This is a genomic window from Blastococcus tunisiensis, assembly GCF_900112815.1.
GTDB classification, from domain to species: Bacteria; Actinomycetota; Actinomycetes; order Mycobacteriales; family Geodermatophilaceae; genus Blastococcus_B; species Blastococcus_B tunisiensis.
The window spans coordinates 56,203-67,695 of the sequence record NZ_FOND01000022.1 but is presented as its reverse complement, the minus strand read 5'-3'; the positions used below and the strand labels follow the sequence as shown (position 1 = coordinate 67,695).

Annotated in this window: 10 protein-coding genes; 8 read left to right on the top strand and 2 right to left on the bottom strand. The window is 68.4% G+C overall.

All coding sequences use genetic code 11. The annotated features are described in order from the left end of the window. A partial coding sequence (locus BM142_RS20855) for an integrase core domain-containing protein (RefSeq protein WP_139228911.1) occupies positions 1-332 on the top strand: 332 nt, incomplete at its 5' end. Positions 333-788: 456 nt separating this feature from the next. Here the strand turns inward: BM142_RS20855 and BM142_RS20850 are convergent. Then, positions 789-1,070 (bottom strand): YciI family protein, encoded by a 282-nt coding sequence (locus tag BM142_RS20850; RefSeq protein ID WP_092202870.1) that lies wholly within the window; start codon positions 1,068-1,070, stop codon positions 789-791. A 40-nt stretch (positions 1,071-1,110) separates the two neighbouring features. Continuing rightward, complete coding sequence (locus tag BM142_RS20845) at positions 1,111-1,893, bottom strand: enoyl-CoA hydratase-related protein (RefSeq protein ID WP_217640830.1); 783 nt, start codon at positions 1,891-1,893, stop codon at positions 1,111-1,113. Positions 1,894-2,815: 922 nt separating this feature from the next. Here BM142_RS20845 and BM142_RS20840 point away from each other — a divergent pair. The 7 genes from BM142_RS20840 to BM142_RS20810 all read left to right on the top strand — a co-directional run bounded on the left by BM142_RS20840 (position 2,816) and on the right by BM142_RS20810 (position 11,335). Beyond that, entirely contained in the window at positions 2,816-3,967 is a 1,152-nt protein-coding gene (locus BM142_RS20840; RefSeq protein WP_217640829.1) for an acyl-CoA dehydrogenase family protein, read from the top strand. Further along, positions 3,960-5,105, top strand: coding sequence for an acyl-CoA dehydrogenase family protein (locus BM142_RS20835; protein ID WP_139228973.1), 1,146 nt, complete (start codon positions 3,960-3,962; stop codon positions 5,103-5,105). The genes BM142_RS20840 and BM142_RS20835 overlap by 8 nt, the downstream gene beginning before the upstream one ends. An 11-nt stretch (positions 5,106-5,116) precedes the next feature. Continuing rightward, the gene (locus tag BM142_RS20830; protein ID WP_217640828.1) at positions 5,117-6,763 is read left to right on the top strand and encodes an AMP-binding protein; all 1,647 of its coding nucleotides are present in this window, start codon (positions 5,117-5,119) and stop codon (positions 6,761-6,763) included. A gap of 82 nt (positions 6,764-6,845) precedes the next feature. Next, complete coding sequence (locus BM142_RS20825) at positions 6,846-7,712, top strand: SMP-30/gluconolactonase/LRE family protein (RefSeq protein ID WP_092202864.1); 867 nt, start codon at positions 6,846-6,848, stop codon at positions 7,710-7,712. A gap of 165 nt (positions 7,713-7,877) precedes the next feature. Next, on the top strand, positions 7,878-9,608 hold the full coding sequence (locus BM142_RS20820; protein WP_217640827.1) for a flavin-containing monooxygenase: 1,731 nt from the start codon (positions 7,878-7,880) through the stop codon (positions 9,606-9,608). 78 nt (positions 9,609-9,686) lie between these two features. Continuing rightward, on the top strand, positions 9,687-9,983 hold the full coding sequence (locus tag BM142_RS20815) for a Dabb family protein (RefSeq protein ID WP_092202862.1): 297 nt from the start codon (positions 9,687-9,689) through the stop codon (positions 9,981-9,983). Between the two features lie 86 nt (positions 9,984-10,069). Further along, the gene (locus BM142_RS20810; RefSeq protein WP_092202860.1) at positions 10,070-11,335 is read left to right on the top strand and encodes a TetR/AcrR family transcriptional regulator; all 1,266 of its coding nucleotides are present in this window, start codon (positions 10,070-10,072) and stop codon (positions 11,333-11,335) included. Positions 11,336-11,493 lie beyond the last annotated feature (158 nt).

Sequence of the window (11,493 nt, the reverse complement as noted above, 5' to 3'; positions counted from 1 at the left end):
ACAAGGGCGTTCAATACGTCGCCGTGCGCTACACCCAGCGCCTCGCCGAGGCCGGCGCGGTCGCGTCGGTCGGCTCCACCGGCGACTCCTACGACAACGCCCTCGCCGAGGCCTTCAACTCCCTCTTCAAGGCCGAACTCGTGCGCAACCGCGGCCCCTGGAAGGGCATCGACGACCTCGAGATCGCCGTCGCCGAGTACGTCGACTGGTTCAACCACCGACGCCTACACGGCGAGATCGGCCTGATCCCACCGGCCGAGCACGAGGACCACTTCTACCGGCACAACCCCGTGGCGACTACCGTCGCCGCGTCAGTTCCGAGTCTCCACTGAACTCGGGGCGAGACAACCGGCGGTTCCGGCCTGTGGCCGAGATCGCGCTTGTCGACGTTCACCGACCACCGCCGCTGCCGGCTTCACAGCCGGTCGACGCTGGCGACTTGGGCACCTGGCCTGGTGTTCGGCGTCGTTTCCGACCTTCTGGATCAGAGTCCCCAGAGGGAGGAGTGCCAGCGACAGCCGCCAGCAAACAGCCCGGACACGAGGGTCTTCACCAGACGAATAGAAGGGCCCGTCAGAACGGTCAAAGGACGTTGGGCAGCCAAGCGGGTGGTGCGCGGCAAGCGGCTCGCATGCACGTTCGAGCCCGGCCGACAGGCCGGCTCGTCCGTCGCCCGCCGCTGGCCTCGACTTTCAGGCCAGCGGCGAGCGGTGGAGTGACTGGATCGTTTCGCAGACCTACCAGCGAGACTTCACTCGCCTGGAGGAGCGCATGCGCGGACCGAGCCGCTACGGCGCCAGCGGACCGATGACGACCTTCCAGGGGAAGATCTGCTCCTGCCGGACCACGCCCTGCGACGTGTAAGGGTCCTCCTCCAGCAGTGCCTTCAGCTCGGTCTCATCGCCCACGTCGAAGATCAACAGGGCGCCGCTGCCATCCTGCCAGGGACCGGCTTCGCGGATCTTGCCGCGGCTGACCAACTCGCGCAGGTAGACGCCGTGAGCCGCCTTCGCGTCGTTCAGGACCTGCTGGTCCTCCGTGTACTGCCAGATGACTGCGTAGTGCGCCATGTTGTCGTCTCCTCCGTGCTCTGAGTGGACGTCGGTCGCTTCAGCGACCGACGTAAACGGGCTCGCGGTGCTCGATGAAGGCGTTGACCGCTTCCTTCGCGTCCTCGTAGGCGGATAGCTCACCGGACAGGCCCTGCTCGAACTCGTAGCCCTGCTTGAGGTCCATGTACTCGATGGTGTTCAAGCTCCGCTTGGCGAAGCGCAGGGCCACGGGGCTGTGTCGTGCAATCCCGCGAGCCACCTCGTATGCGCTCGAGAGCAGGTCACTCTCCGGAACGAGCTTCAGGATTCCGCCGTGAGGCAGCAGCTCCTCCGCAGTCACCAGGTCGCCGGTGAAGTGCATGAGCCGCACCACCGCCTGGGGCACGAGCCGGGACAGATGCTTGGCGCCACCCATGACGCCCACATTGATCTCGGGAAGAGAGAAGCGGGCTCCCTCTGCCGCAACGAGCAGGTCGCACGAGGAGGCGATCGCCACTCCTGTGCCGACGGCCACGCCCTGGACGGCGGCGATGGTCGGCACCGGCGCGTCATAGATCGCGAAGAAGGCCTCGCGGACTTCCCGCATCCGCTCGGGCGCGTTCTCGGGGGTCATCGTCTGGAATTCCGACAGGTCGTTGCCCGCACAGAAGTGCTTGCCCCTCCCGGCCACCACGACCACTCGAGCGTCCGGCAGGTAGTCCTCGAGGTGGGTGAACAGGTGCTTGATCTCGCGGTACATCTGCCCGTCGACCGCGTTCACGGGTCCACGGTCCAGCCAAACCGTGCCGATCGGTCCTTCGCTGCTCCAGCTGAGGAACTGCAGGCTTTCCATCGCATCCATCCCTAGGTCGTTGGGTGCCATCAGAGGGCTCGGCGAAGGCCGTGCGGGCCGTCCCGGGTCAGGCGGGGAAGCATCCTCGCGGGGACGACGGTCTCGTCCGCTGTGGCCGGCGCCGAAGCGCCACGCACAGATGGGATCTAGCCACGGTTGGAAGTTTCTGTCAATCACTACTAACGCAGTGGTGTCGACGGCGAGTCAGGGAGACGTGGGTTGACTCGGCGGCCGAGCCATGTCTTTGGAGGCCCCGCCGCGATCTCACTGTCGAGACGAGGCGCCCCGTCCCCTAGTTCAAGATAGTTGTCCATCATCGTTAACGGCTCGATGGACGACCGCGCAGTAGAAGGCGAGTCTCCCTGTCAACGCGTCTGGCAATGCTCGCGGCCCGCTGCCGCGAGCATTGCGCGGACCGCGTGGCGCGTGCGGAAGCGGTCAGTGCCGAGCGCGGGTGACTACCCGCCGCGCACGGCCCGCCTCTTGCGAGCGCTGTAGGTCGGCGCCCTCTGCTACCGCGGGACCCCACCGCAGTGTCAAGGTCTGCGAGATCGTGAAGGGCCATGTACATCCGACCAGTCGTCGGTGCCCCGCAGGCCGCCATCCGGTTGAGGGACCCGCCTGCCGTCGTGACAGCCATACCCGCAGCTAGGAGAGCTGATTGCGAGGACCTTCGCGCTCGTTGTCGAGTCACGCAGACGTCGCGCCGGGCGGAAGGCGCGACCAGCGCCGAGGTCACAGCAGCATAGGTCGTCTGAGGATTTCCGTTAGTGCCCATTGACAAACGATCCTGTGACGCGGTTAACATTGCTCCAGCAATATCGCGACGGGCCAGAAGCGAGCCCGCCCCCACGCAACCGTCACGAGCTCGCCACTGCCCCCTCGGTGACGCGAGCCGCTCCCCACCTGCCGACGCTCAGGAAGAGACCTGGTGATCGACCTCGATACGTACCGGACGAACGTGCGCGCTTGGCTGCGAGCCGCGGACATGCCCGTCGTCCCGCGCGATCTCGACAAGCGGTTCGCCGTGCTGCGGGAGTGGCAGCGGACCCTGTTCGACGCGGGATGGATCGGCATCGCCTGGTCCACCGAGTCCGGCGGGCAGGGCCTCACCGCCCAGCACCAGTTGGTCTTCTCGGAGGAGCTCGCCCGGGCGCAGGCTCCGCAGCCCATCGGCCTCATCGGCCTGGACGTCGTTGGCCCATCCATCGATGAGTACGGGAGCGAGTGGCAGCGGCGGACGCTGTTGCCGAGGCTCCTGTCCGGCGAGGACATCTGGTGCCAGGGCTTCTCCGAGCCGGAGGCCGGTTCGGATCTGGCCTCGCTACGCACCCGGGCCAGACTGGAGGGCGACACCTTCGTCGTCTCCGGCCAGAAGGTGTGGACCAGTTGGGCGGCACAGGCCGACTGGTGCGCACTGCTCGCCCGCAGCGACGACGGAGCCCCCAAGCATCAGGGCATCAGCTACCTGCTGGTCGACATGAAGACGCCGGGAATCACCGTGCGTCCGTTGGTGCAGATGACCGGAGACCGCGAGTTCTGCGAGGTCTTCTTCGACAATGTCCGGGTGCCGGCCGACAACCTCGTCGGGGAGATCCACGCCGGCTGGCCGATCGCCATCCACACGCTGGGCACCGAGCGGGGCGTCTACACGCTGCGCCGGAGGGTCGACGCCGAAGTGGCGCTCGACGATGCCGTGGCCGAGCTGCGGCAGCGCGCAGCCCTCCCAGACGGCGTCCCCCTCAGTGAGCGCTTCCTGGCCACCCTCGGGAAGGCCACCGTCGCCTTGCGCGCCCTGGACGCGCAGACGAGGCGGACCGTCGACCGCCTGAGCGCAGGCCCCACGCCGGAGGATTCCGTCGACAAGCTGCTGCTCAACGGTATCGAGCAGACCGTCTACGGCTGCCTCGCAGACCTGCTCGGGCCGTTCCGGTCCACGCCCACCTCGCGACCGCTGGGCCTCGAGGCAGAGCGGTGGGTCCACGAGCACCTCTACTCGCGTGCCGCCTCCATCTACGGCGGCACCTCCCAGATCCAGCGCAACATCATCTCCCAGCGACTCCTTGGACTGCCCCGTGGCTAAGACCGATGTGACCCCCGCTGATGCCCTTGACATCCCCGTCCGCGACTACTTGACCCGAGCCGTCGACGCTGACCGGCGTTCGGCGATGCTCGAACGGGGCTGGAGCGCGGACCTGTTGCGCGACGCCGCCGCCCAGGGGTGGTTCAGCCTGGCCGTCCCTGAGGAGGTCGGTGGGCTCGGCATAGCGCTCGGCGAGCTCGCCCCTGTCTTCGTGGCCCTCGGCGAGCACCTCGTGCCCGGTCCGCTGCTGGAGAACGTCCTGCTGCCGGCGCTGTTCGCCGACACGGCGGTCGGCGAGCGACTGGTGGCGACGGTCGAGCGGGGCGGTGTCCTGGCCATGGCGGACCCCGGCATCTCCTGCGCCTGGTCGGCCGAGGTCGGCCGGGTCCGGCTCACCGACAGAGGCCTGTCCGGCAGCATCGGTCTCGTCCGGTTCGCCGCGCAGGCCGACCTTCTCCTCGTGGTCGCCGATGCGCCGGACGGGCCACATGTGTGCCTGGTCGAGCCCGGCGCAGCGGGCCTGTTCGTCGAGGAGCTGGACTCGGCCGACCCTGGCTCCCGATTCGCTCGGGTGACGTTCGACGAGTGCCCGGCGGGCCAACCGCTCGCCGCGGGGGCCGCGGCCACGGAGCTGGTGGGTCGGCTGCGGGCGTGGGCCAGGCTGCTGCTGGCGTGCGAACTCGCGGGCATCGCTCGCCATCTGCTCACGATCACCCTCGACTACGTCCAGCAGCGCAAGCAGTTCGGCCGGGTGATCGGCAGCTACCAGGTCGTGCAGCACACCCTCGCGACGATGCACGCGAGCACCAGCTCGCTGCACAACCTGTGCCTGTCCGCGGCGGCTGACGCCGGCGATCAGGTCGGACGCGAACTCGAGGTGACGGCCGCTGCCGCCAAGGCCTACGCCTCCGAGACCGCACGCCAGGTGAGCGAGGACGCGCTGCAGATGCACGGCGGCATCGGCTTCACCGCGGAGCACGAGCTGCACTGGTACTACAAGCGCGCCCTCGCCGCGCGTACCTGGTACGGCGACGAGCGGGAGCTCGAGCTCGAGATCGGGCGTCTCCTGATCCTCGGACCGGATGCCGTTCCACCCCAGAACGGTGGCCTGCGTCAGCCCGCCGGCGCCACGAGCTGAAGGAGACGACCGTGCGAGCTCACCGGCTGACCCCCACGACACTCGATCGGTACACCCGTCCGGGGATGTGGGAGGACAACTTCCTCGACGACTACCTGCACCGCGCCGCGGCTGTCGACCCCGACCGCAGCGCTGTCGTGGACCGCGGCATTTCATGGACCTATGGCGAGCTCGACCAGCGCGTGACCAAGGCCGCCAACGTCCTGCTGGCTCATGGGGTGGAGCGGGGGGACGCGGTCTCCTGGCAGCTGCCGAACTGGGTCGAAGCCGTCGTGGTGCACCACGCGGCGCTGCGGATCGGCGCGGTCAGCAACCCGATCATCCCCATCTACCGGCACAGCGAGGTGCGGTTCATCCTCGCGCAGGCCAGGTCCAAGGTGGTCGTCGTCCCGCAGTCCTTCCGTGGCTTCGACTTCCCCGGGATGATCGACGAACTGCGACCGGAGCTCCCCGACCTGCGCCACGTCCTGGTGGTCGGTACGCCCGAGGAGATCGGCGAGCGCTCTTTCGCGGTGGCCGTCGACGGTGCCGCCGACGAGCGGGTACTGCTGCCGCGCAACCCCAACGACGTCGCCCTGCTGCTCTACACCTCCGGCACGACCAGCTCGCCGAAGGGCACGCTGCACACGCACAACACGCTCGACTACGAGACCCGCAGCATCATCGACCTGTTCGAGCTGGACGGCCGGGACGTCGCCTTCATGCCGTCCCCGGTTGGCCACATCACCGGGATCCTGTACGGGATGCAGTTGCCGTTCATCCTCGGCTCCACGGTGGTGCTGCTCGACACTTGGGAACCGGGTGAAGGCCTCCGGCTGATCGAGCAGCACGGCTGCAGCTTCCTGATGGCGGCGACACCGTTCCTTCTGGGAATGGTCACGCACGCGGAACTGTCGCAGCGCGACCTCTCCTCCCTGCGCGTGTTCGCCTGCGGCGGCGCGGACGTCCCGCCGGACTTGGTGCGCACTGCGACGGTCGACCTGAACTGCCTCGTCACCCGCATCTACGGATCCACCGAGTTCCCGACGGCAACGAGCAGCAGCAGGGTCGACCCGCTGGAGCGACGGGCGCACACCGATGGTCGGGCAATCGGACCCGCCGAGCTGCGCGTGGTCGACCAGGACGGCGATACGGTGCCGCCTGGGACCCCGGGAGAGCTGCTGCTCCGTGGCCCCGATCTCTTCCTTGGCTACCTCGACGCGACGCTGGACGACGACGCCTTCGACGACGACGGCTGGTTCCGCACCGGGGATCTCGTCGTGCTCGACGAGGACGGCTTCGTGACGATCACCGGCCGTCAGAAGGACATCATCATCCGAGGCGGCGAGAACATCAGCGCCAAGGACGTGGAAGACCACCTGTTCGAGCACCCCGCGATCGCAGACGTCGCGGTCGTGGCCGTGCCCGATCCGGTGATGGGTGAGCGAGTGTGCGCCGTGGTGGTTCCGAAGGCCGGCGCGGCCCTCGAGCTGCACGACGTAACGGACTGGCTACGAGCCCGCCGGATCGCCGTCCAGAAGCTTCCCGAGCGGCTGGTCGTCGTCCCTGAGCTGCCCCGGACCGCCAGCGGCAAGATCCAGAAATTCAAGATCTGCGAGCAGCTGCGGACCGGCCTGGACACCCAGCTCCTCGCCACGGCGGACCTCGTGCACCGCTGACCCATGCCTCCGCCCCCATGGCGGAAGCCTTCCCCACACAACTTCCTGCACCCGCATCCACGACCAAAAAAAGGAGTCCGTCATGCGCACGTTTCCGTCCATCCCCTTCTCCAAGGGCCACCAGTACCTCGAATGCCCTCGCTGGCACGACGGCCGGTTGTGGGCCAGCGACTTCTTCACCGGGCAGGTCATGACCTTCGACGGCAACGGTCAGCCCACCACGGTGGCCCAACTGAAGGGTGTTGCGTCGGGCATCGGCTTCCTGCCGGACGGCAGCCCGCTGGTCGTGTCCCAGGCCGACCAGAAGGTGCTCCGGCTGCTGCCCGGCGGTGGCACGGAGGAGTACGCCGACTTCGGCGGCTTCATCGGCGGCGTGGGCAACGACATGCTCGTGTCGCCGGCCGGGCACGCCTACGTCGGCAACTTCGGGTTCGCTCTCGGCGAGGAGGACCCGAGGACCACGAACCTGGTGCACATCGACCCCTCCGGCACCGTTCGTCCGGTCGAGGGTGACCTCCTCTTCCCCAACGGCGAGGCACTCACTCCGGAGGGAGTACTGCTCGTCGCCGAGACGTTCGCCTCCCGCATCAGCGCCTTCGACGTCCAGCCCGACGGCAGCCTGAGCGACCACCGCATCTGGGCGCAGCTCGACGCGAGCCTGCACCCGGACGGAATCGCCCTCGACGCCGACGGCGGCGTCTGGTTCGGCAACGCCCTGACCAACGGTCCCGACAGTGGCTTCTACCGCGTCGTCGAGGGCGGCGAGATCACCGACAAAGTGCAGGTGGAGGACGGCGCCTGGGCAGTCGCGTGCGCCTTCGGCGGCCCCGACCTCACCACGTTCTACGGCATCTGCTCGCAGACGACGCTCGCGGACTTCCACGAGGGCCGCTCCTCGTCGGTCATCACCACGGCCGATGTCGGCCGGGCCGGCGTTCCCACCTCCTGATGTAGCCGAGTCGCCAGCCCCAGTCCGGCTGGCGAACCGGAAACAGGCGCTCTCAGCTCTCCTCGATCAGCACCCGTTCGACAGTCGCGTCACATGGCGCAGCGACTGGCCATCCACCTTTGGGTCCCCCGTCAGTGCGTCCCAGTTTCCCGAAGGGACATTCTCATGACCTCTGACGAGATGACCATCAACCGGCTCCCTGCCAGCGAGGTCGACGTCGTGATCGTCGGCGCCGGTATCGGCGGCGTGCACGCGCTCTACGAAGTCCGCAGGCAGGGCCTGAACTGCCGGCTGTTCGACAGCGCCGGTGGGGTCGGCGGCACCTGGTACTGGAACCGCTACCCAGGCGTCCGGGTCGACATCGAGAGCGTGGAGTACTCGTACGCCTTCGACGAGCAGCTCCAGCAGGACTGGGAGTGGACCGAGCGCTACGCCGCCCAGCCCGAGCTCCTGCGGTATGTCAACCACGTCGTCGACCGGTTCGACATGCGCTCCGACCTCACGCTCAACAGCCGGATCGAGTCGGCCGTGTTCGACGAGGCCGACGAGATCTGGACCGTCACCACCTCGCAGGACGAGATCGTCCGGACGCATTTCCTCGTCGTGGCGACCGGCTTCGTCTCCGCGCCGAGCAAGCCCCACTTCCCTGGCGCAGAGACCTTCAAGGGCAAGATCTACCACTCCGGCCACTGGCCGCACGAGGGTGTGGACTTCACCGGTCAGCGCGTCGGGGTGGTCGGGACCGGATCCTCGGCCGTCCAGATGACGCCGGTCATCGCGCAAGAGGCCGCGCACCTCACCGTGTTCCAGCGCACCGCGCCCTACATCGTCCCGCTGCGCAACTGCCCGATGCCGCCCGAGTACCTGGCGCGGGTCAAGGCGAACTACAAGGAGTGGCGCGCCGCCGAGCTGAAATCCTTCGGCGGCTACCTGGCGCTGAACTTCGACATCGGTGTGCCGAAGACGACGCCGGTGCTCGAGGCCTCACCGGAGGAATGGCGCCAGGACTTCGAGGAGCGCTGGCAGTCCGGCGGCCTCTCCTACTACACGACCTACCCCGACGTCTTCAGCGACCTGACGGCCAATGAACTGCTGGCCGACTTCATCCGTGAGAAGAGCCGGGAGCGGATCGCGGACCCCGCACTCGCCGAGATCCTGCTGCCGAAGTCCTACGACCCCGAGAACCCGGGCAAGGGATTCCCAGTCCTGGCCAAGCGGCTGGTCGCGGACAACGGCTACTACGAGGCCTTCGCGCGGGACAACGTCTCCCTCGTCGACGTGAAAAGCACCCCCATCCAGGAGATCACCGAGAACGGCATTCTGGTCGGCGGCGTCGAACACGAACTCGACGCGATCGTCCTGGCCACCGGCTATGACGCGGTGACCGGAGCGATGCTCCGGATCCACATCGTCGGACGCGACGGCAAGGAGCTGCGGGAGCACTGGGACGCCGGTCCCCGGACCCACCTCGGGTTGATGAGCGCCGGCTACCCGAACATGTTCATTATCGACGGGCCCGGCAGCCCAGGTGCATTCTTCCAGCCGATCCTGCTGGTCGAGTACCAGAACAAGTGGGTCTCCAGGACCATAGTCGCGATGCGCGAGCGAGGGCTGTCCACGATCGAGCCCACGCCGGCCGCCGAGGCGGAATGGACCGACCACGTGACCGCGGTCGCGGACGGCACGCTGTTCCCGCTGGCGAACAGCTGGTACATGGGCGCCAACATCCCCGGCAAGCCGCGGGTCAGCCTGATGTACCTGGGTGGCTTCGGTGAGTACAGCCGCCGTTGCGCCCTGGCGCTCGAGGACGGGCACAGCGAGTTCGAGGTGTCCCCGGCGCGCGGGGCCGCGGTGAGCGCTCGACGCGGGGACGAGGACGAACTGCTCATCGCCTGATCTGCCCGACGGTGACCGCGCGGGCGCTATCCACCCCTGGCGCCCGCGGTCACCGATCCGCTTCACGAGGAGGCCCAGATGCTCATGCACGTCGTCACGTTCCGCTGGAAGCCCGATGTGACCCCTGACCAGGTCGCTGCCCTGCGCACGACCCTGGGTGCCCTGCCGGCGCAGATTCCGGAGCTGGTCAACTACCGGCACGGACCCGACCTCGGGGTCCGGGACGGCAACGCCGACTACGCCGTCGTCGCCACGCTGCGCGACATGGACGCCCTCTTCACCTACCTGCAGCATCCCGACCACGTGCGAGCCGCCGCCGGCCCGCTGGCCGCCATGACGCAGACCCGGTCCTCGGTGCAGGTTGACCTGGGCTGAGACCATCTCCCCTTGTCCCGCCACGGCGGCTCCGCTTCACGGGAGCGCCGCCGTGACCGCCTGTTCCCGGACCCGAAGAAGGTGCCTTGACCACCACGACGACCACGACGACCACGACGAGCGCTCGGCGGCCCCGGGACCGCAAGGCGCAGATCGCCCAACACGCGAGCGAGCTGTTCGCCACGCACGGCTTTCACTCCGTCCGGATGGACGACATCGCCGCAGCGACCGGCATCACCGCCCGAGCTCTGTACCGCCACTACGAGAACAAGCAGACCCTGCTGTCGCACGTGGTGCGCGAGGACCAGAACCGCCTCCTCGCAGCGCTTGGAGAGCTGCGCCAGGAGGCCGGCGCGACGGCCGTCGACCCGGAGGACCACCTCCGGGTCATCGTGGACGCCGCGCTGCGCGGCCGGCGGTTGTCCCTGCTGTGGCAGCGAGAGGCCCGCTACCTCAACGCCGAGGACTACGCCCACGTTCGCGAGGCGGCACGGCGAATAGCAGACGAGTTCAGGACCGTCGTCGTCGCTGGGCTCCGTCCGGACCTCGATCCCACGTCCTCGCTGATCCGCAGCTGGGCGGCGCTCAGCCTGTTGATGAGTCCGGGACATCACGATCTGGCCATGGCCGCCGCACCGTTGGCTGAGCTCCTGCTCGACGCCGGCCGGCGGGTGATCACTGCCCCGCCGACCAGCGCCGATAGCGGGGGAGAACCCGGCCCCACGCGCTCGTCGGCCCCGGTGCCCGCCTCCCGGCGCGAGCAGCTCCTGAGCGGCGCGGCGAGTGCCTTTCGCCGCAGCGGATACGCCGGCGCGAGCATCGACGACATTGGAGCCGGCGCCGGGGTCGTCGGGCCGGCGCTATACCGCTACTTCGACAGCAAGCAGGACCTGCTCGTCGCGGCGACGTGCCGCTACCTCGAGTGGGTCGCTCACGAGAACGCCCGGGCGCTGCGCTCCGGGGCGGCGCCGGAGGACATGCTCGTGACGCTGGTGAAGGGCTACATCCGGGTGGCTCTAGAGGCCACGGACCTGCTGGCCGTCACGGTGACCGAATCGCTGCACCTCCCGGACGGCACGGCCGAGCGCGTGTCTCGCATGCGTGGCGACGATCTTGCCGAGTGGGCGCGCTGGCTGGGGGTCGCCCGCCCCGGCATCCCGGAAGCGATCGCTGACGTCCTGGTGAGCGCTGCCAGGACGCTCATCGACGACCTGGCGCGGATTCCGCAGTTCCGGCAGGACCCCGGCTTCGAGGCGAAGCTTCGATCGGCTGCGCTGGCAGTCTTGTCCCCGCCTCGCGACATAATCGCCGCTTCATCCGCGCAGACAGGAGTGAAGGCATCGGGGGTCTGATAGGGCAGGAGGCGCGGGACAATTCAGCGACGTGAGTGCCCTCGCCGAGGGGGCGTGCATCGCGATGACGGGTGCGTTCCGGATGCCAGTCGCGGAACATCTACCGAGCAACCTCGGAGAAGGGTGGGTTGGGCCCGAGTGGTTTCCTCCGACGGTCT

Excerpts from the sequence above, each read along its gene's own strand:
- BM142_RS20850 (WP_092202870.1), bottom strand. The coding sequence starts at position 1,070 with ATGGCGCACTACGCAGTCATCTGGCAGTACACGGAGGACCAGCAGGTC.
- BM142_RS20845 (WP_217640830.1), bottom strand. The coding sequence starts at position 1,893 with ATGGATGCGATGGAAAGCCTGCAGTTCCTCAGCTGGAGCAGCGAAGGA.
- BM142_RS20825 (WP_092202864.1), top strand. The coding sequence starts at position 6,846 with ATGCGCACGTTTCCGTCCATCCCCTTCTCCAAGGGCCACCAGTACCTC.
- BM142_RS20820 (WP_217640827.1), top strand. The coding sequence starts at position 7,878 with ATGACCTCTGACGAGATGACCATCAACCGGCTCCCTGCCAGCGAGGTC.
- BM142_RS20815 (WP_092202862.1), top strand. The coding sequence starts at position 9,687 with ATGCTCATGCACGTCGTCACGTTCCGCTGGAAGCCCGATGTGACCCCT.